Source organism: Micromonospora sp. NPDC047467, from assembly GCF_040643095.1.
In the GTDB taxonomy this organism is placed as follows: Bacteria; Actinomycetota; Actinomycetes; order Mycobacteriales; family Micromonosporaceae; genus Micromonospora.
In genome coordinates this window covers 616964-636438 of the sequence record NZ_JBEYTO010000001.1, presented here as the reverse complement: position 1 = coordinate 636438, position 19475 = coordinate 616964, and the positions used below count along the sequence as shown (strand labels likewise).

Here is a 19475-nt window from a genome sequence, read left to right as displayed (position 1 = left end):
AGCTCACCGGGTGGTCCAGCGCTCGCTGTAACGCCACGTCGTACGACCGGCGACGATCACGGCACCGCCACGGCGCGCACCGCGGCCTCGACGAGCGCGGTCACCTGGTCCATGTCACGAGCCCGGCGTACGTCCAACTCGGCCGACCAGCCACCCGGGCTGGTCAGCTGCACCGTCACATCCTCCCGGCGGTGGGTCAGCCAGCCGGCGATCGACTGGACCAGCACCATGACGGCGCCGCCGCTGCCGACGGTCACCAGCAGCACGTCTGTGGCCTCGGCCGACATCTCGTCGGGCGGCGCTGTCGAACCGGCGGCGGACGCTGCGGTCACCTCTCCCCTGAGCCGGTCCTCGGCCCGCAGCCAGGAGGCCAGTGACCGCCGGGCGTCAGCGGACGGCAGATCGGGATGGACCGTGAGCGTGATCGTCTCCAGAGGCGCCATCAGCGTCGTCCCCTCCCGTGCGAGGAATACCCCACACCGCCATCCTGCCAGCCGACGCCGCCCGAGGCAGCCCACGCAGTCGCCGAAGTCGATCAGGTCTTGACCGGGGTATCGACGGTTCATAGGCTCCGGCCACTGCGAGGCTGTTCCCGAGAAGGGAAACACGAGACATGGCCCCATCGTCGCGTCCGTTCTGGACGGTCCCACCGAGGCGGTTGGCGAGTGCCGCCGCGATCACGCTCCTACTCGGCATGACTCCCCTGCTCAGCGGCACTGCCGCCAGCGCCGCGCGCCCCTCTCCGTGCCGCAATGACCCGACGGCCCGACTCAGCACCGTGCCGAGCCCGGAGGCGGTGCTCGGCTTCCCCCTCGGCGCGGGCCAGGAGCGGGTCGTCACCAACGGCGAGGTCCGGACGTACCTCGGGGCCGTCGACAGCGCCTCCGACCGGGTCGTCACCGGCGTGATGGCGACCAGCGTGCTCGGCCAGCCGCTGCCGTACGCGGTGGTGTCCAACGAGCGCAACGTGCGGCCCGCCGCACTGCGGAAGATCGCCGACGACGTACGGGACCTGCGCGACCCCCGCCGGACCAGCGCGCGGACGGCCGCCCGGACCGCGAAGGACAGCCCGGCCATCGTCTGGGTCACCGCCAACGTGCACGGCGGCGAGAAGAGCGGCACCGACGCCGCCCTCAAGACGCTGTACGAGTTGGCGGCGGGCCTGTCCTGCGCGGTCGCCCAGCGCAACGACAACCTGGTCACCATCATCGTCCCGACGCAGAACCCGGACGGCCGTGACGCGACCCGTCGGCAGAACGAGTTCGGCTTCGACATGAACCGGGACTGGTTCGCCCGCACCCAGCAGGAGACCGACGGCAAGCTCGAACTGCTGCGCCGCTACCCGCCGCAGGTCTTCATCGACGCCCACGAGATGGGTGGCCGGCAGTACTTCTTCCCGCCCAACGCCGACCCGATCCACCACGAGATCGCCGGCGAGGCGGTGGACTGGATCAACCGGATCGGCGAGGCCAACAAGGCCGGCTTCGGCTACAACGGCGCCTGCGACGACACCGTCACCACCGAGTGCTACTTCAACTACGACACGTACGACATGTTCTTCATGGGCTACGGCGACACGGTGCCGACCACCGGCTTCGGCGCGGCCGGCATGACGTACGAGAAGGGCAGCGCCTCGGCGGTGGCCGACCGGGTCCAGCAGCAGTTCAACACCCAGTGGGCGACCCTCGGCTGGGCCGCCGCCAACAAGCGCGAGGTGCTGAGCGGCTACTTCGACATCTGGACCGACGCGCTCGCCCAGGGCAGGGCGGGCACGCTGGAGCCGAACGAGGTGGTGCAGCCCACCAACGAGGTCCAGTTCCCGGTGCCGGACATCAAAATCCGCTCGTACTTCCTGCTGCCCGACCGGCAGCTCGCCGACGTCCGCCAGCTCGTCGAGCGGCTGCGCCGGATGGACGTCGAGGTGTACGAGGTGCAGAAACCCACCCGCGTGCCAAACGCCCGGATCTTCGGCGGCCGGAGCGCCACCAACGTGACAGTGCCCAAGGGCGCGTACTGGATTCCGATGGACCAGCCACAGAAGCACTGGATCCAGGCGATCATGGGCGAGGACCCGTACGCCCCGTTCCCGTACTTCTACGACGTATCGTCCTGGAGCAACCCGCTGCTGATGGGCGTCTCCGCCCTCTACACGGCGGACAACGTCCGGCCCAAGGCCCAGCTGGTCCGGAAGATCACCGGTGGTCGGTCCGGGGTGGCGTCGCCGTGGGGCTCGTACACGTACCCGCTGGACTCGGCGGCGGCCGCGGAGCTCACCTTCACCCTGCTCGGCCGCGGCGTACCGCTCGTGCGTGACCTGCGGACCAACACGGTGGCCATCGCGGCGAGCACGCTGAGCCGTACGGTCGACGACCTGGCCGAATCACTGGGCGTCACCCTGACGCCGGGCGGACGGCCCACCGGGACCCGACTCAGCCTGCCCGACGTCGGGCTGTTCCAGGGCACCGGCATCTCCACCACCTCGGGCTCACACGGCGAGGCCCGGTACGTGCTCGGCAAGCGGTGGGGCCTCGACCTCACGCCGGTCACCACGGCCGACATCAACGACAACACCGAGGCGTTCACCGGCCGTACGGTGCTGCTGGTGCCGGACGGCAGCAGCCCCACCGGCGGCCTCACCGCCACCGGGCAGGCCAACCTGCGCGACTGGATCGCCCAGGGCCACACCTACCTCGGGCTGCGCAACGAGGGCACCCGGTTGGCCCGCGCGGCCGGGCTCACCTCCACCACCGAGAAGCCCAAACCGGCCGACTACCTGGTGATCGGCTCCCACCTGCGGGTCGACGTCGACCGCGACAGCCCGGTCGCCCTGGGCCGCCCCGCCGAGGACTTCGAGTTCAACAACAGCGACCCGATCCTCAACCCGAGCACCACCGGGACGAACGTGCTCAGCTACCCGACGGGCGACACGTTCTGGGCCAACGGTTACACCGTCGGCGCGGACGCGCTCAGGGGCACGGCCGCGGTGGTGGACGAGCCGACCGGGGCGGGCCGGGCGGTGCTGTTCGCGTTCAATCCGCTCTTCCGGGCGTACAACGAGAATGGTCTGCACCTGGTGGCCAACGCGCTGCTCTACCCGGCCGCCGCGACCACGCCGGACGCCCGCCGCTCGGCCGCGATCGACCCGGCGCGCGCCAGCGCCGCCGCCGCGCCGGTCGCGGCGGACCTGGGTGGCGGGTGGCGACCCATCACCATCCAGGTCGCGGCCACGGACCTGCCGCGCACCCAGGCGATCGTCGAACGCTTCACCACCGACGCCCAGACGTCCGCGAAGGACGGCTCGGCGTACGTGGTGATCCCGAACCCGGAGGGACTCCAGGCCGACGAACACCCGTTCCTGGCCAACCTGGTACGCGCCCTGCGCGACGCCAAGGTGCCACTGCGATCGATGGTCGGCTGACAGATCCCGCACAACGAAGCGCCCGTCCCCTCGACTGGGGGCGGGCGCTTCTGCGCGATCTGGGTTGGGTACGACCGCCGGGCGGCCTGGGCGACGAAAGCCCGCCACGACGCCGGCTCGAAGACCAACGCTGGCCCTTCGGACCTGGTGCGGGTCGACTGAAGGCCCGCCGCCCGTCCGACCACGGGCCGGCCCGTCCCACCTGGCGCTGCGGAACCTGTGGCATCGCCTGGCCCTGCTCACCCGCGAAGCTTCGCCTTCTCGCCACCTACCGGCTCGACCGTGCGGCCCTGCTCGTCCACCTGACGACGCTTCAGGCCGAGGCCGCCAGCAACCTGGCCGCCCTGAACCCGACCGCCCCGCCGGCCGACCTGACCGAACGCTTCACCCACTGGGCGTCCGCCCGCTAGCTGCCCGCGTTCCCGCAATGGCAGCGCGAAATCCCGAAGATCTTGGACAGTTTCCGTTACCCACTAACGGAAACTGTCCAAGATCCGGCGGCCCGGCGACGCGGCGGCGGCCCGGCGGCCCGGCGGCCCGGCGGCCCGGCGACGCGGCGGCGGCCCGGCGGCCCGGCGGCCCGGCGACGCGGCGGCGGCCCGGCGGCCCGGCGGCCCGGCGAATGACGGGAACTGTCCAAGATCTGGTGGCGTGGCGACGGCCCGCGGCGAAAGCTGTCGGGATGCTGCCCGCCGATGACGCCGACGGACTCGACTGGCTCGCCTTCGAGCAGGCGGGCGTGCTGACGACCGCGCAGATCTCCGGGCTGCTGAGCGAGGGGACAGTGCGGGGCCGGATTCGCTCCGGCCGGTGGCGGTCGGTCTGCCGGGGAATCCTGTTGACCGGCAACGGCCGGCTGACCCACGACCAACAGCTCTGGGTGGCGGTGCTGGCGGCCGGACCGGAGGCGGTGCTGGCTGGGGTGACCGCCGCCGCGGAAGGCGGGGTACGGGGACTGCGGCGGGAGCCACTGCATGTGCTGGTGCCGGCAGACCGCCGTGCCGCGCGGACCAGCCTGCGTCGACTTCCGATCGACATGCCAGCGGTGCTGGTGCATCGCACGTCGGTGCTGCCGGAGTCTCATCGTCAACTCGCCCGCCCGCCGCGTACCACGACGGCCAGAGCACTCGTGGACGCGGCGGGTTGGGCGGCTGGCGTGGACGAGGCGCAGGCGATCCTGGCCGCCGGTTGCCAGCAGCGTCGGGTGCTGCCCCAGGAGTTGCGGGCGGTGCTCGACATCCTCCCTCGGGCGCCTCGCCGGCGGCTGATCAGGCAGGCCGTCAGCGACATCGCGGGCGGCGCACAGGCGCTCTCTGAGATCGACTTCCTGCGGCTGTGCCGCCGGCACCGCCTACCCACCCCCGACCTCCAAGAACATCGGCTCGACGCGGCGGGTCGAAATCGCTGGCTGGACGCGTACTGGCGGGAGTGGCGGGTGCAGGCGGAGATCGACGGCGCGCATCACATGGACGCCCGGCAGTGGGCGGCTGACATGCGCCGGCAGAACGACGTCTGGACCAGCGGCGATCGGATCCTGCGCTTCCCGGCCTGGCTGGTCCGCGCCCGCCCCGACGAGGTCGCCGACACCCTCCGCCGCGCCCTCGTCGCAGCCGGCTGGACCCCAACCCCGCCCCTACGCCACCCGACACAGAAGTGAAGCCGAGGACGTGGCACCCGGCGCGGGTCGCGCGACCGGCGCGACCGGCTGGCCCGACGAACGGGCCAACCGGCCGGCGACGGCGTCAGCCGCTTGTGCAGACGGTGCCGTTCAGGGTGAACGCGGTGGGTAGCACGTTCGGGCCGCTGTACGCGCCGACGAAGCCGGCGCTCACACTGGCACCGGCGGCGATCTGTCGGTTGTCGTCGGTCGGGGTGACCCGCACGGCCGTGCCGACCTGCTCCCACGTGGCGCTCCAGCCGCTGCTCACCTGCTGCCAGCCGGTCGGCCAGGTCCAGGTGAGCGTCCAGCCGGTGATCGGCCTCGTACCGTTGTTGATGATCTCGACGCCGCCGATGTAGCCGTTGCCCCAGTCACCGTTGGTGGTGAAGCGGACGGTGCACGCGCTCGCGGCCGGGCTTCCGGTGGCGAAGGTGAGCGGCGGCGAGGACCACGACACCCGACCGGCGGTGTCCCGGGCCAGCACGTTGACCGTGTACCTGCTGCCGGGCACCAGGTTGCCGACAGTGAACGAGGTGCTCGTCGTCTCGCCGAACTGCTCGCTTACCGCGCCGTTCTGCCGGTACACCTCGTACTTGGCGATCGGGCTACCGCCCGGCGTGGCCGCCGGCCAGGTGATCGTCGCGGCGCGGTCGGTGACGCCACCGGCGGTGGGCTGCCCCGGCGCCGAGGGCCGTCCGGCGGTCGCGCCGGCCGGGCGCAGCACGAGCGTGGTCAACGAGTACGGCGGCAGCGTCCGGCTGGTCGCCGAGCCGGACTGGCTGGTGGCGATGCCCGTCGCGCCGTTGGTGAGGGTGGAGACCGTCGGGGCGGCGGCCGACGGGGTGAACCCGGCGTAGTCGATGGTGACCGGGTGTGCGTTGTCCGGGTCCTTGTTGACCAGCAGCACGGCGAGGTCGCCGTTGGTCCGGCGGACGGCGTGCGCGGTGACCAGCGGCTCGTCGGTGCCGGCGCGAACGAACTGGTCGCCGGTCTTGGCGAACAGCTTCATCATGGTCAGCCCGTGGTACGGCGCGAACGGCGTGTTCAACGGCGGCTCGCACACCGAGCCGTCCTCGGTGCAGCCGCCGCTGGACAGCAGACCGAAGTCGCCGTAGTCGGTCTGGCCCGCCACCTCCGAGACCGTGCCGATGCCGTTGTGCACGTTCCACCACTGGACGGTGAAGACGCCGCTCTCCAGGAGCCCGCTGTAGACGTCGGCCAGGAAGAGCGCCGCCGGCTGGGTGGTCCGGCCGACATCGACGTTCAGCTCGGTGAAGCTGATGCCGATGCGCGCGGCGTTCGGGCCCGCGTATTGGGTGAGTTGCTGGCGGAGCAGATGCATCGCGTCGGGGAGGTGGTTGGTCCGGCTCAAGGATTCGGCGGCGGTGCCACCCGGGTACCAGTGCACGTCCACGAAGTCGATCTTCGGGCCGGCGATGGAGAGCACGGTCCGGTTCCAGGGGCCGGGGTCACTGCCGGCGGTGATCCCGTCCGGCCAGTTGCCCGGCATCGTCAGCACCGCGCCGACCTTGATGCTCGGGTCGACCGCCTTCATCGCGTCGGCGTACTCGACGACCAGCCGCGCGTACTGGCTCGCGCTCTTGTCCGGGTGGTCGTCCGCCTCCCACGCCGAGCCGTAGTGCCCGTTGCCGTAGTTCTCGTTGCCGACGGTCCAGTACCGCGTGCCGTAGCCCTTTGTCACGTTGGCGTACCGCACCCATTCGGCGGCCTCGGCGGGCGTGCCGGTGCCGTAGTTCGCGATGATCATCGGCTGTGCGCCGGCCCGCTTGACCGCCGCCATGAAGGTGTCGAAGTCGGTGTTGGGCGCCACGTACCCGCCGGGGGCGGTGTGGTCCTTCCAGTGGTAGATGTCGGCGTACGAGCCGCCGGGGTAGCGCATCATCTGCACACCGGCGTCGCGCAGCAGGTCCGTCGTCTCGGCGGTGCCGAGGTTCTGGTCCCAGATGGCGTGGTTGACACCCAGTGCCGTGTCGGGCACGGTCGCGAGCCCCGCGCGGGCGTTCACGGTCACGGCGACCGGGTCGGCCGCCGCGCTGGCGGTGGAGGGGTTGATGCCGGAGAGCGCGCCCGCGGTGAGCAACAGGCTCACCAGAAATGCCGTGCGGGCTTTCGGTTTACGCATGGGCGGAGTTCCTTCGCGGAGACTGAACAGTGAGTCGCCCAGCCGGTCAGGGTGCGGCGCGGCGGCGGGCGGACCCGTGGACGGATGGCTCCCGGTGCTCCATCGCTCGTGTCACCGTCCCCCGGGACCCGTGCTGCGTCCCGGCTGCCCATTGGACGGCGGTCAGCCCCGCGCGTGGCTTCATCGACGGCCAAGAATGTCACGGACGAATCGATGATCTCAAGGGGTACGCCACGCGACCCGCGCCAGCACGGCCCTTACACGGTTCGACCCCCGAGGCGGTCGTCGGGAGCGCAGCCGGAATAGTCTCGCGGGATGCGGGGACGATTGCGTGCGGCCAGACGCTGGTACGCGAGACGCCGGCGGCGGCGCTGGACGTGCTCTCCGGCCGGGATCCGGCGCACCTCGGACGCCGGGAGACCGGCGTCGACGACGCTCTGCGCGACGCCTGACGGGGGGGTCGGGTTGGTCAGCGCGGCGGTCGGGCGCTGTCGCGGATGACGAGTTCGGTGGCGAGTTCGATGCGCGGGCTCTCGGTCTTCTCGCCGCTGGCGAGCCGCAGCACGGTTCGCGCGGCCAGCATGCCCATCTCGGCCAGGGGCTGGCGGATCGTCGTCAGCGGCGGGGAGCACCAGCGGACCTCCGGCAGGTCGTCGAAGCCGACCACGCTGATGTCGTCGGGAACGCGCAGGCCCCGCTTACGAACCGCCTCGTAGACGCCGAGGGCCATCTGGTCGCTGGAGGCGAAGATGGCGGTGGGCGGGTCGGGCAGGGCCAGCAGTTGGATGGCCGAGGTGTAGCCGGCCTCGTGATAGAAGTTGCCGGGTCGGATGAGGGCTTCGTCGACGGGGACACCGGCGGCGCCGAGTGCGGCGCGGTAGCCGTCCATCCTGGCCCGGCTGCACATCAGGTGCGGCGGCCCGGCGATGAAGCCGATGCGGCGGTGGCCGAGTTCGAGCAGGTACTGGTTGGCGCTCAGGCTGCCCGCCCAGTTGGTGGCGCCGATGGTGGGTGACTCCAGCGGGTCGACACCGGCGGGGTCGATGATGACCACCGGCAGGTGCAGCCGGCGCAGTTCGGCCTGCAGCGGTGGGTTCACCATCGAGGTCACGAAGATGACGCCCTCGGTGGAGCGGGTACGCATGTTGTCCAGCCACTGTTTGGCCGAGGTGATGCGCCAGTGGATGGCGGAGACGACGGTGCCGACGCCGCTGCTCTGGGCGACGTCCTCCACCCCGCGGATGATCTCCACGGCCCAGGGGCTGTCCAGGTCGTTGAAGACCAGGTCGATGAGGGCGGCGTCGGTCCGCCTGGCCTGCGAGCGACGACGGTAGCCGTGCTGGTTCAGCAGCGCCTCGACGCGTTCCCGGGTGCCGGGGGCGACGTCGGAGCGGCCGTTGATGACCCGGGAGACCGTGGGCACGGAGACACCGGCCAGTCGCGCGATCATGGCGATGGTGACGTTTCGGCCGTTGTCGGAGCCCACGGTCCCCTCCTTCGTCTGGCGGGTTGCTTCAGGTCGGCTGACGGTTCGCTGTCACCCCTTGACGCTGCCGGTCAGGCCGCCGATGAGCTGCCGTTCGGCCACGGCGTAGAAGCCCAGGGCGGGAAGCATGGACAGGACGACGTAGGCGAGCACCCGGGCCGTGTCGTCGGCGTACTGGCCCTGGAACGCCTGGACCCCGACGGGCAGGGTCCACCAACTCTGGTCGCTGAAGACGACCAGCGGCAGCATGAAGTTGTTCCAACTGGTCACGATCGCCAGTACGGAGACGGTGGCCAGGGCGGGACGGGCCATCGGCAGCAGGACCCGCCAGAAGAAGCCGAAGGGGCCGCACCCGTCGAGGACGGCGGCCTCCTCGACCTCGGCGGGGATGGTGCGGAAGAACTGCCGCAGGATGATGATGGTGATCGGCAGCCCGAAGGCGGCCTGGGGCAGGATCACGCCGAGCGGGTTGTCCAGCAGACCAACGCTGCGCAGCAGGACGAACAGCGGCAGGATGGCCACCGCGAACGGGAACATCAGGCCGATCGCGAACAGGGTCACCAGGAGTTCACGGCCCCGGAAGGCGTAGCGGGCGAAGACGAACGCCGCCATCGCCGCCGCGCCGACGACGATGAGGGTGCTGCTCACGGCGATCAGCAGGCTGTTGCCGAGCTGCCGCCAGAACACCTCGGTGCCCAGGATCTCCAGGTAGTTCGGCACCCAGGGATCGGGCCAGCCGAGCGGGTTGGTGGACAGCTGTCCGTTGTCCTTGAAGCCGCCGAGCACCCCGAACCAGACCGGTACGACGATCAGCGCGCCGACGGCGATGCAGACGAGGTGCAGAACGACGCTGCGGGTTCGCTGGGCGCGGTTCACCGTGCCGCTCATCGCTGGTCTCCCTGGTTGGTGATCGCGCCCGCGGTGTCCCGGCGCAGAACGATGCGCTGGTAGAACAGTGCGAAGACGAGGCTCAGCAGGAACATGATGATGCTGATCGCGCTGGCGTAGCCGACCTCGAAGCGGCGGAAGCCGTACTGGTACATCGTGACGGCGAGGGTCTCCGAGGAGTGGACCGGGCCGCCGCCGGTGAGCACCCAGACCATGTCGAACAGTTGGATGGTGCCGATGACCGACAGGAACACGCTGATCCGGATCGTGGGCCCGAGCAGCGGCAGCGTGACGTGTCGGAACGCCTGCCAGGCGGTGGCGCCGTCGGTGACCGCGGCCTCGGACAGCTCCTTGGGGATGCCCTGGCGAGCGGCCAGGAACAGCATCATGTAGAGGCCGAAGTACTTCCAGGACACCACCAGGAAGACGGCGAACAGCACGGTGTCCGGGTCGGCGAAGATCGTGCCCGCGTCGGCACCCAACCACCGGGCGACCCCCTCGCCCAGGCCCCGGTTGGGTGAGAACACCAGCGTGAACAGGACGGCCGTGGTGACCTCGGAGAGGACGTACGGCGCGAAGAAGATCAGCCGGTAGGCGGCCCGACCACGCAGCGGCTGGTTGAGGAGCATGGCCAGGGCCAGCGCGGCGGGCAACTGCACGGCCAGGGACAGCACCACCAGCACGAACCCGCGCCACAGGTCCCCGCGGAAGGTCGGGTCGCTGAAGGCGCGGGTGTAGTTGTCCAGCCCGACGAAGTTCTCGGGCAGCCCGAAGCCGTTCCACTTGTAGAAGCTGGCGTAGCCGGCCACCACGATGGGGGCGACGACCAGCAGCAGGAACAGCGCCAGGGCAGGCGCCAGGAAGACAGCGAGCACGCGACCCCGGCCGGGCCGGGGCTGGCGGCCGCGCTGTCGCGCGGTGCCCGGCCCCGGTGCCGGCGGGTCGGTCGCCGTGTCGCCGCGTCTGACGTCCGACACGGTCGATGGCCTGGTCATGCCTGCTCCACTCGGGTTCTACGGCCGGCTACGGATGGGCGGGTCGTCACGATCAGACGGTCTTCGCCACCTGCGTGATGTCCTTGACGATCGCCGCGGGCTGCTTGTTGCCGGCGATCAGTTCGGCCACGCTGTCGTTGATCTGCTGGCCGAGTGCGGGCGCGTACGCCTGGTCGAGGTAGAGCTGGAAGCCGGTGTTCTTGGCCAGGGCCTCCGCGACGACCTTGTTGTTGGGGTCGCTGATGGCCGAGGTGGCCTCCTTCACCGTGGGCAGCACCGCGCCGGTCTCCGCGGATCGACGCTGGTTCGCGGCGCTGAGCAGGAACTTCAGGAAGTCGATGGTGGCCCCCGGCGCGTCCTTGCCGACAGCGAAGCCGTTGCCGCCGCCGAACACCTCGGTGGAGGACCCCTTGCCGCCGTCCACGGACGGGAACGGGAAGAAGCCCAGCTTGTCGCCGAGGCCCTTCTTGCTGGTGGAACTGGACGCCTGCACCGCCGGCGCCCACTGCCCCATCAGCTCCATGCCGGCGTTGCCATTGCCCATGGTGGCGGCCTGACCGTCGGGTGAGCCGTACTCAGCGCCGAGGAAGCCCTTCTGGAACGGTTGCAGGTCGACGAGTTCCTTGAGCCGCTCACCAGCGGCGACGAGGTCGGGGGTGTCGAAGTTCTTGCCGTCTACGGCCTTCTGCAGCGCGTCGACCCCACCGATTCGCATGGCCAGGTACGACCAGTAGAAGTGGGCCGGCCACTTGTCCTTGCCGGCCAGGGCGACCGGGGTGACCCCGGCGGCCTTGAGCTTGCGGACCGCGTCGAGCAGCGCCGCCCAGGTGGTGGGGGCTTCGGTGATGCCGGCGTGGGCGAAGTGGTCCTTGTTGTACCAGAACCCGACCATGCCGATGTCGAACGGGATGCCGTAGACCTTGCCGTCGATCGTGTACGGCTCCATGGCGGCGGGCAGGATGCCGCCGACCACGTCCTTCACGTCGTCGGTGAGGTCCTTGACCAGACCGGCGTCGACCTGCTGCTTGAGCACGCCGCCACCCCAGGACTGGAAGAGGTCCGGAGGGTCGCCGGCCTGGGTGGCGGTGGTGAGCTTGGCCTTGAACGCCTCGTTCTCCAGCGGCTGGATGGAGAAGGAAACGTTGCTGTGCGCGGTCTTGTACTCCTCGGACAGCGCGGCCCACACGGGCAGCATCGGTTCGGTGTTCTGGATGTGCCACCAGTTGATGGTCTGCGGGGCGTTCGGGTCGCTCGACGCTTCGTCGCCGCTGCACGCGCTGAGCAGGTAGGCACCGGCGCCGGCACCGGCGAGGCCGAGCAGCGTTCGGCGGGTGAGGTGGGTGGTCATGATCCATCCCTTCGGGGACTCACTGACGGTGCGGAAACGCCGGCCAGGCCGGCAAGGGTTCAGACCTGGATCTCCGGAACTTTCAATGCTTCGTCGGTATTACCGATCGATGGCCGGCACGCTACGAGCAGTTTCGGCGGCGGTCAAGACCCCTGTCCAGTCGGGAAAAGACCGGCTAGCGTAGTGAAGACTTCCTATGGCTTGGTACCGCATAATTTCCGGAAATTTCTTAAACCCGCGCACAGAGGAGCCCTCGTGTCGACCGACACCGCTGACGTGGCGACCGCTGCCTGGTCGATCCGCAACCCCGTCCTCGCCGGGTTCCACCCGGATCCGTCGATGCTGCGCGTCGGCGACGACTTCTACCTGGCCACCTCGACCTTCGAGTGGTATCCGGGGGTCCGCGTGCACCACTCGCGCGACCTCGTCAACTGGCGCACCCTGGGCGGGATCATCACCGACCGCCGCCTGCTCGACCTGCGGGGATGTGGCGACTCCAACGGTGTGTGGGCGCCCGACCTGACGTACCACGACGGCGAGTTCCACCTCGTCTACAGCGACGTGGCCAGCTTCGCCAGCGGCTACTGGGACCCGCAGAACTTCCTGGTGACCGCGCCCGACATCGCCGGGCCCTGGTCGGACCCGGTGAAACTGCACGGCCGAGGTTTCGACGCCGCGCTGTTCCACGACGACGACGGCACCAGCTGGCTGCTGAGCATGAGCGCCGACTGGCGACCCGGCCGGGACCGCTTCGGCGGCATCGAGATCCAGCAGTACGACCGGGCCGCGCGCCGTCTCGTCGGCCGACCCCGGATCCTGTTCACCGGCACGCCGGTCGGGGTCACCGAGGGCCCGCACCTGTACCGCCACGACGGCTGGTACTGGCTGATCACCGCCGAGGGCGGCACCAGCTGGGAGCACCAGGTCACCGTGGCGCGGTCGCGGGAGTTGTTCGGGCCGTACGAGGTGGACCCGGACGGGCCGCTGCTCACCTCCGTCGGCCGCCCCGACCTGCGGTTGCAGAAGGCCGGCCACGGCAGCCTGGTCCGCACCCCGGACGGCGGGTGGTATCTGGCGCACCTGGTGGCCCGGCCCTACTCGCCGCTGGGCAACTGCGTGCTGGGGCGCGAGACCGCGATCCAGCGGGTCGAGTGGCCCTCGGGTGGCTGGCCCCGGATCGACGGAGGCGTGCCGGCCGAGGAGGTCGTCGCCCCCGACCTGCCCCCGCACCCGTGGCCGGCGGAGCCCGCCACCGACCACTTCGACGAACCCGAGTTGGGGCCGTGCTGGTCGACGTTGCGCCGACCGGCCACCGCGGACTGGATCGACCTGCGCTCGCGTCCGTCGCACCTGCGGGTGCACGGCGGGCAGTCGCCGGTGGGGCGGCAGGCCCCGAGTCTGGTGGCACGGCGCGTCGGCGCGACGCACTGCTCGCTGGAGACCGCGGTCGAGTTCGACCCGCTCGACCACCGCCAGCTCGCCGGGATCACCGCCTACTACAACAGCCTCAACTGGCACCACCTCTATCTGACCCGTGCCGACGACGGGCGTACGGTGCTGGATCTGCTCAGCTCCGACAACGGTCGGCGCACCGCGTACCCGGAGCTGACAGTCAACGCCGACGGCGTCACCCGGGTTGGCCTGCGGGCGGTGTTCGACGGGCCTGTGGTGCGCTTCGACTACGACCTCGGCGGCGGTTGGCAGCGGCTTCCCGTCGACCTGGACGCGACCATCCTGTCCGACGAGCACGCGGCACTGATCATCGACGGCGAGCCGGCGGCGTGGGGCTTCACCGGGGCGTTCCTCGGCCTGTGGGTGCAGGATCTCGGCGGCGACGGCGTGTACGCCGACTTCGACCTGGCCACCTATCAGGAGCACTGACGACGGGGGGTGCCGACCGGGGAAGCGATCCTTCTCCCGGTCGGCACCGCAGCTTGGCCGGCCGATTGAACGTTTGACGTCGCATCGACGTACTGGTAACTGTAAATACAGTTTCCTGATTTTGCGACGTCCACGGCCGACACGCCAGCGGCCGGCCGGCGGTGCGCCGCCGCATCCCCCGAGGAGCACCATGGTGCGCATGAGGACAACCGCCTACGTCGTGGGCGCGCTGCTGATCGGCGTCGCGGCGGTCGGCTTCGGCCTGCCGTCGGCCAGCGCCGCGACCGCCGGCCCGATCACCGGCCTCGGCGGCAAGTGCGTCGACGTCGCCGGGGCCGCCACGGCCAACGGCACACCGGTCCAGCTCTACGACTGCAACGGCACCGCGGCCCAGACGTGGACGGTCGGCAACACCGACACCTCGATCCGCGCGCTCGGCAAGTGCCTCGACGTCACCGCCGCGTCGACGGCCGACGGCGCGAAGGTGCAGTTGTACGACTGCAACAACACCGGCGCCCAGAAGTGGACGGCCAGCAACGGCGCGCTGGTCAACACCGGCTCGGGCAAGTGCCTCGACGTGACCGACCGGAACACGGCCAACGGCACCCAGTTGCAGATCTGGACCTGCTCGGGCACCACCAACCAGCGCTGGACGCTTCCCGGCGGCGGTGGCGGCACCCCCACTCCGACCACTCCGGCCGGGGTCAACCTCGACGACCCGACCAAGAAGGACGTCGCCATGCAACTCGTCTCGGCGGCGGAGAACTCCTCGCTCGACTGGCGGGCGCAGTTCTCCTACATCGAGGACATCGGCGACGGGCGAGGCTACACCGCCGGCATCATCGGCTTCTGCTCCGGCACCGGCGACATGCTCGAACTGGTCGAGGCGTACACCCGCACCAAGCCGGGGAACGTGCTGGCCGCGTACCTGCCGGCGCTGCGCGCCGTCAACGGCACGGCGTCGCACGCGGGCCTCGACCCCAACTTCCCCCGCGACTGGCGGGCCGCGGCCACCGACCCGGTGTTCCAGGCCGCCCAGGAGGCCGAGCGGGACCGGGTGTACTTCAACCCGTCGGTACGCGATGGCAAGAACGACCAGGTCCGGGCGCTCGGCCAGTTCGCCTACTACGACGCGGCGGTGATGCACGGGTACGAGGGCATGCGTCAGATCCGCAGCCGCGCCCTCGCCCGCGCGAAGCCGCCGGCCCAGGGTGGCGACGAGCGGGCCTGGCTCCACGCGTTCCTCGACGAGCGGGTCATCGAGATGCGCAAGGAGGCGGCCCACTCGGACACGTCCCGCGTCGACACGGCCCAGCGGGTGTTCCTCAACAACGGCAACCTCAACCTGAACACGCCGCTGGTGTTCGCCGTCTACGGCGACCAGTTCCGGATCGGCTAGCCCGCCGACGCGCGGCGGCTCAGCCGTCGCGCCCGCGATCGGGTGCGCTCATGTCGCCCGTGCCGGGCGTGCCGTCGGCGAGGCCGTAGCGCAGGTAGACAGTGCCCGTCGGGCTGGCCACCGGCGGTTCGAGGAGTGTGACGTTGGTGGGCACCGCGCCACCGTCGAACACCTTCTTTCCGACGCCCAGCACGATCGGGTGCACCCAGAGGTCGAGGCGGTCGAAGAGCCTCTCACGAAGGAGGGTCTGCACCAGGTTGAGGCTCCCCACGACCTTGACGTGCTCGTGCCGGTCGCGGATCTCGCGCACCGCGCCGGCCAGATCAGTGCCGAGCCGAGTGGACCCGGCCCACGACAGGTCGGGCCTGCCCCGGGAGGCCACGTACTTCGGGATGCTGTTGAAGAGCGTGGCGAACGCGTTGTCCTGGCCGCCCTCCTGGTGCGGCCAGTAGGCGGCGAAGATGTCGTACGTCCGCCGGCCCAGCAGCAGGGCGTCGGTGCCCTCGTACGCGGCGAAGACCTGCGCCCCGGAGACCTCGTCCAGCAGGGGCGCCTGCCAGCCGCCGAACGGGAACCCCGCCGGGTCCTCCTCGGGGCCGCCGGGCGCCTGCCCGACGAGGTCGAGGGTTGCGAACATCTCGATGTGGATCAGGCCCATGCCGTACCCCCGATGAGTGGGTTGTCTCGGTCGGAAGGTAGACCCGTGGGCACCCGCAGACTCATCGCTGCGACGGCACCCCGTTGCCTGCTCGTCGACCGGTCGCCAGCAACTGACGCATCGGTGAGCGACGCTACCCGCCCCGGCGAATCCGACCTCGCAGGCGCGACGGTTCTCGACCGCGCGGCGCCGTGGCCCGCAGTGACCGTGCGCCCCTTGCCTTGACGCTGGCGACAACGTTTAGCGTGGTCGCCAGGGTTGGTCGAGGAGGTCGGATGCTGATCGGCGAGCTGGCGGAGCGGGCCGGCACGAGCACCCGCGCGCTGCGCTACTACGAGGCGCACGGGTTGGTGCGGCCACAGCGGTCAGCCAACGGCTACCGCGTCTACGACGAGGCGGAGCTGCGGGTCGTGCGGGAGATCCGGGCGCTGCTCGACGTCGGCTTCGGCCTCGACGACGTCCGCCCGTTCGTGGCCTGCCTGCGGGCGAGCAACGCGTCCGGCGACGTCTGTCCGGACTCGGTGCTCGTGCTGCGACGCAAGCTCGCGGAGGTCGACGACTACCTCGACCGGCTCGGCGCGGTACGTCAGCAGTTGCACACCCAACTCAGTCACGCCATCGCACACCGGGAGGAATCATGCCCCAGGAAACGGCAGTCGGATCATTGATCACCGTCACCGACGACACGTTCGCCGAGCTGGTGCTGGCCAGCGAGCGGCCCGTGGTGGTCGACTTCTGGGCGGATTGGTGCCCGCCCTGCAAGATGATCGAGAAGAGCCTCGCCGAGCTGGCACGGGAGTTCGCCGGCCAGATGGTCGTGGCCAAGCTCAACAGCGACGACAACCCGCGGACCACGCGGACGTACGCCGTCATGTCCCTACCGACGCTGCTGGTGTTCCGCCGTGGCGAGGTCGTCGGCTCGATCGTCGGGTCCAGGCCGAAGACCTATCTGCGGCAGACCCTGGCCGCGCACGCCGGCCTGTGACCGTCAGCGGCGGTCGAGTTCCGCCTGGAGCCGCTGGATGAGCGTCTTGCGGCCCTTGCCGTCGCGTTCGTTGCGCAGGGCGGTCCGGAGCTGCCGTGTGTCCAGGCCACGAACGAGCTTGGCCGCCTCGGCGACCGACATCTCCGACATCCGGCCGGCCGTCGTGGCGTCCTTGCGCGCCCGTTTGGCCGGGCCGGTGGCGTCCTTGCGCGCCCGCTTGGCCGGGCCGGTGTTGGCGACGTACTGCCTGCCGGAGCGGGACGCGTCACGCTTCTTGGCGTCGGTCGCGCGCTTCTGGCTGTCCGACAGTTCCTCCCACGCGCGCTTGGGCAGGTAGCGACTCGTCGTACCGCCCCGGCGGGCACGGGTGTCGCCCTCCTTGGTCTGCCACTTCTCGTTGCCCCAGCGCTGGAGAGACTTCTGCCGCTCGTCCTTTTCGCCCAGGAATCCCCCGCCGCGCCGCTTGTACTCCTGAGTGAGCAGCTGCGACTTGCGAGCCGACCACTGTCCCTGCCTGCCGCCCTTGTCGGAAGCCTTGATCTCTTCCTTGATCTGCTCCCGAAGCTCGGGCTTCGTGTACCGCGCCATGGATCGCAGCTACCCGACACCACACCGGCTATGCGTCCTGCGTGCCGTCTTGACCTCAACCGCACGCGAGGTTCTAGCCTCCTTGCGGAGGTACGGAATGAGTATGGAATTTGCGGCGTGGACGTCCCTGCACCACGCCATGAACGCGCAGGACGAGCGACCACTGTCCCGTGCCACCCTGAAGCGCATCGGGCGGTTCGCGAAGCCGCACCGCGCCCTGATCGTCAGGTTCCTGCTGTTGAGCGTGGTGACAGCCGTGCTCACGGTGGCCGCGCCGGTCCTCGCCGGCCGAGTGATCGAGGCGATCGTCGACGGCGCCGACAGCGGCGTCGTGATCCGGTTGGCGGTGCTGATCGCCGTGATCGCCCTGGCCGAGGCCGGCCTCGGCCTGGTGACGCGTTTCCTGTCCGCCAGCATCGGTGAGGGGCTGATCGTCCAACTGCGGACAGCCGTCTTCGACCACGTCCAGCGCATGCCGGTGGCGTTCTTCACCCGGACCCGTACCGGTGCGCTGGTCAGTCGTTTGAACAACGACGTGATCGGTGCGCAGCGGGCCTTCAGCGACACCCTGTCGGGCGTGGTCGGCAACGCCGTCACCCTGGCCCTGACCCTGGCGGTGATGCTCACCTTCTCGTGGCAGATCACGCTGCTGGCGCTCGTACTCCTGCCGATCTTCGTGCTCCCGGCCCGCCGGATGGGTTCGCGGCTCGCCCGGTTGCAGCGCGAGGCGGCCGAACACAACGCGGCCATGAGCACCCGGATGACCGAACGTTTCTCCGCGCCCGGGGCGACGCTTGTCAAGCTGTACGGACGTCCGGCCGAGGAGTCGGCCGAGTTCGCGGCAAGGGCCCGGCGGGTACGCGACATCGGCATCCGCACCGCCATGCTCCAGTGGGTCTTCATCACCGCGCTGACCGTCGTCGGCTCGCTGGCGCTGGCCCTGGTCTACGGGCTGGGCGGGCTGTACGCCCTGCGGGGCAGCCTCGACGCCGGCACCGTGGTCGCGCTCGCGCTGCTGCTGTCCCGTCTCTACGCGCCGTTGACCTCGCTGGCCAGCGCCCGGGTCGAGGTGATGAGCGCGCTGGTGAGCTTCGAGCGGGTGTTCGAGGTCCTCGACCTCAAGCCGCTGATCCTCGACAAGTCCGACGCCCGGCCGCTTCCGGACGGACCGGTCGCGGTGGAGTTCGACGGGGTACGGTTCGGCTACCCGTCGGCCGAGAAGGTGTCGCTCGCGTCCCTGGAGGATGTGGCGAAGCTCGATGCGCGCGGCGGCGATGAGGTGCTGCACGGCGTGTCGTTCCGCGCCGAGGCGGGCCAGATGGTCGCCCTCGTCGGCTCCTCCGGGGCGGGCAAGTCGACAATCGCCCAACTCGTGCCGCGCCTGTACGACGTCGAGGAGGGCGCCGTGCGGCTCGCCGACGTCGACGTACGCGACCTGTCGGCCGATTCGATCCGTGCGGCGCTCGGCGTGGTCACCCAGGACGGGCACCTGTTCCACGAGAGCATCCGCGCCAACCTGGAGTTCGCCGCGCCGGGCGCGACCGAGGAGGAGATGTGGGATGTGCTGCGGCGGGCCCGGCTGGAGACTCTGATCCGCTCACTTCCGGACGGGCTCGACACGGTCGTCGGTGAGCGGGGATACCGGTTGTCGGGCGGGGAGCGGCAGCGGCTCACCATCGCGCGGCTCCTGCTGGCCCGTCCCCGTGTGGTGATTCTCGACGAGGCCACGGCACATCTGGACTCCACGTCGGAGGCCGCCGTTCAGGAGGCGCTCGCCGAGGCGCTGGACGGCCGGACGAGCGTGGTCATCGCACACCGGCTGTCCACCATCCGGGCGGCGGATCAGATCCTCGTCGTCGAGGACGGCCGCATCGTCGAACGCGGGCGACACAGCGAACTGCTCGCCGCCGGTGGCCGGTACCAGGATCTCTACCGCACCCAGTTCGACCAGGACGAGCCGGCGGCCCCGCAGGAGCGCGTCGCGGCCGTCTGAGCAGTGCCCGCAGTGCGCCGCCCACCACGGTGA

Annotated in this window: 16 protein-coding genes; 7 read left to right on the top strand and 9 right to left on the bottom strand. The window is 70.5% G+C overall.

Annotation, left to right across the window (positions count from 1 at the left end):
* Positions 1 to 56: 56 nt before the first annotated feature.
* A complete protein-coding gene (locus tag ABZ780_RS02615; RefSeq protein ID WP_357483385.1) occupies positions 57 to 443 on the bottom strand; it encodes a hypothetical protein in 387 nt (128 codons plus the stop codon).
* A gap of 251 nt (positions 444 to 694) precedes the next feature.
* Here ABZ780_RS02615 and ABZ780_RS02610 point away from each other — a divergent pair, with 251 nt between their 5' ends.
* The gene (locus ABZ780_RS02610) at positions 695 to 3418 is read left to right on the top strand and encodes a M14 family zinc carboxypeptidase (protein WP_357483383.1); all 2724 of its coding nucleotides are present in this window, start codon (positions 695 to 697) and stop codon (positions 3416 to 3418) included.
* Between the two features lie 239 nt (positions 3419 to 3657).
* Here ABZ780_RS02610 and ABZ780_RS02605 read toward each other — a convergent pair whose 3' ends face one another.
* Positions 3658 to 3810 (bottom strand): hypothetical protein, encoded by a 153-nt coding sequence (locus ABZ780_RS02605; RefSeq protein WP_357483380.1) that lies wholly within the window; start codon positions 3808 to 3810, stop codon positions 3658 to 3660.
* A 290-nt stretch (positions 3811 to 4100) separates the two neighbouring features.
* Here ABZ780_RS02605 and ABZ780_RS02600 point away from each other — a divergent pair, with 290 nt between their 5' ends.
* On the top strand, positions 4101 to 5075 hold the full coding sequence (locus tag ABZ780_RS02600; RefSeq protein WP_357483378.1) for a hypothetical protein: 975 nt from the start codon (positions 4101 to 4103) through the stop codon (positions 5073 to 5075).
* Between the two features lie 85 nt (positions 5076 to 5160).
* On the opposite strand, the gene ABZ780_RS02595 is transcribed toward ABZ780_RS02600, so the two are convergent.
* The 5 genes from ABZ780_RS02595 to ABZ780_RS02575 all read right to left on the bottom strand — a co-directional run bounded on the left by ABZ780_RS02595 (position 5161) and on the right by ABZ780_RS02575 (position 11938).
* On the bottom strand, positions 5161 to 7221 hold the full coding sequence (locus tag ABZ780_RS02595; RefSeq protein WP_357483376.1) for a cellulose binding domain-containing protein: 2061 nt from the start codon (positions 7219 to 7221) through the stop codon (positions 5161 to 5163).
* Between the two features lie 469 nt (positions 7222 to 7690).
* On the bottom strand, positions 7691 to 8707 hold the full coding sequence (locus ABZ780_RS02590; protein ID WP_356999632.1) for a LacI family DNA-binding transcriptional regulator: 1017 nt from the start codon (positions 8705 to 8707) through the stop codon (positions 7691 to 7693).
* A 51-nt stretch (positions 8708 to 8758) separates the two neighbouring features.
* Positions 8759 to 9595 carry a carbohydrate ABC transporter permease gene (locus ABZ780_RS02585; RefSeq protein ID WP_357483373.1) on the bottom strand — a complete coding sequence of 279 codons (837 nt, stop codon included), beginning with the start codon at positions 9593 to 9595 and terminating at the stop codon, positions 8759 to 8761.
* Positions 9592 to 10590: a sugar ABC transporter permease gene (locus ABZ780_RS02580; RefSeq protein ID WP_356999626.1), complete on the bottom strand. Its 999-nt coding sequence runs from the start codon at positions 10588 to 10590 to the stop codon at positions 9592 to 9594. The genes ABZ780_RS02585 and ABZ780_RS02580 overlap by 4 nt, the downstream gene beginning before the upstream one ends.
* Positions 10591 to 10642: 52 nt before the next feature.
* On the bottom strand, positions 10643 to 11938 hold the full coding sequence (locus ABZ780_RS02575; protein ID WP_356999622.1) for an extracellular solute-binding protein: 1296 nt from the start codon (positions 11936 to 11938) through the stop codon (positions 10643 to 10645).
* A 255-nt stretch (positions 11939 to 12193) separates the two neighbouring features.
* On the opposite strand from ABZ780_RS02575, the gene ABZ780_RS02570 reads away from it, so the two are divergent.
* Entirely contained in the window at positions 12194 to 13819 is a 1626-nt protein-coding gene (locus tag ABZ780_RS02570) for a glycoside hydrolase family 43 protein (protein WP_357483370.1), read from the top strand.
* Between the two features lie 199 nt (positions 13820 to 14018).
* Positions 14019 to 15218, top strand: a complete 1200-nt coding sequence (locus ABZ780_RS02565) for a lectin (protein ID WP_357483368.1) — start codon at positions 14019 to 14021, stop codon at positions 15216 to 15218.
* Positions 15219 to 15237: 19 nt separating this feature from the next.
* On the opposite strand, the gene ABZ780_RS02560 is transcribed toward ABZ780_RS02565, so the two are convergent.
* Positions 15238 to 15876, bottom strand: a complete 639-nt coding sequence (locus ABZ780_RS02560; RefSeq protein ID WP_357483365.1) for a dihydrofolate reductase family protein — start codon at positions 15874 to 15876, stop codon at positions 15238 to 15240.
* 275 nt (positions 15877 to 16151) lie between these two features.
* On the opposite strand from ABZ780_RS02560, the gene ABZ780_RS02555 reads away from it, so the two are divergent.
* Both ABZ780_RS02555 and trxA read left to right on the top strand, forming a co-directional pair.
* A complete protein-coding gene (locus ABZ780_RS02555) occupies positions 16152 to 16544 on the top strand; it encodes a MerR family transcriptional regulator (protein WP_357483362.1) in 393 nt (130 codons plus the stop codon).
* Positions 16514 to 16861 (top strand): thioredoxin, encoded by a 348-nt coding sequence (gene trxA, locus ABZ780_RS02550; protein ID WP_356999607.1) that lies wholly within the window; start codon positions 16514 to 16516, stop codon positions 16859 to 16861. Before ABZ780_RS02555 ends, trxA begins: the two co-directional genes overlap by 31 nt.
* A 3-nt stretch (positions 16862 to 16864) precedes the next feature.
* On the opposite strand, the gene ABZ780_RS02545 is transcribed toward trxA, so the two are convergent.
* Positions 16865 to 17449, bottom strand: coding sequence for a DUF5872 domain-containing protein (locus ABZ780_RS02545; protein WP_356999604.1), 585 nt, complete (start codon positions 17447 to 17449; stop codon positions 16865 to 16867).
* 139 nt (positions 17450 to 17588) lie between these two features.
* On the opposite strand from ABZ780_RS02545, the gene ABZ780_RS02540 reads away from it, so the two are divergent.
* On the top strand, positions 17589 to 19442 hold the full coding sequence (locus tag ABZ780_RS02540) for an ABC transporter ATP-binding protein (protein ID WP_357484065.1): 1854 nt from the start codon (positions 17589 to 17591) through the stop codon (positions 19440 to 19442).
* The last annotated feature ends 33 nt before the right edge of the window (positions 19443 to 19475 follow it).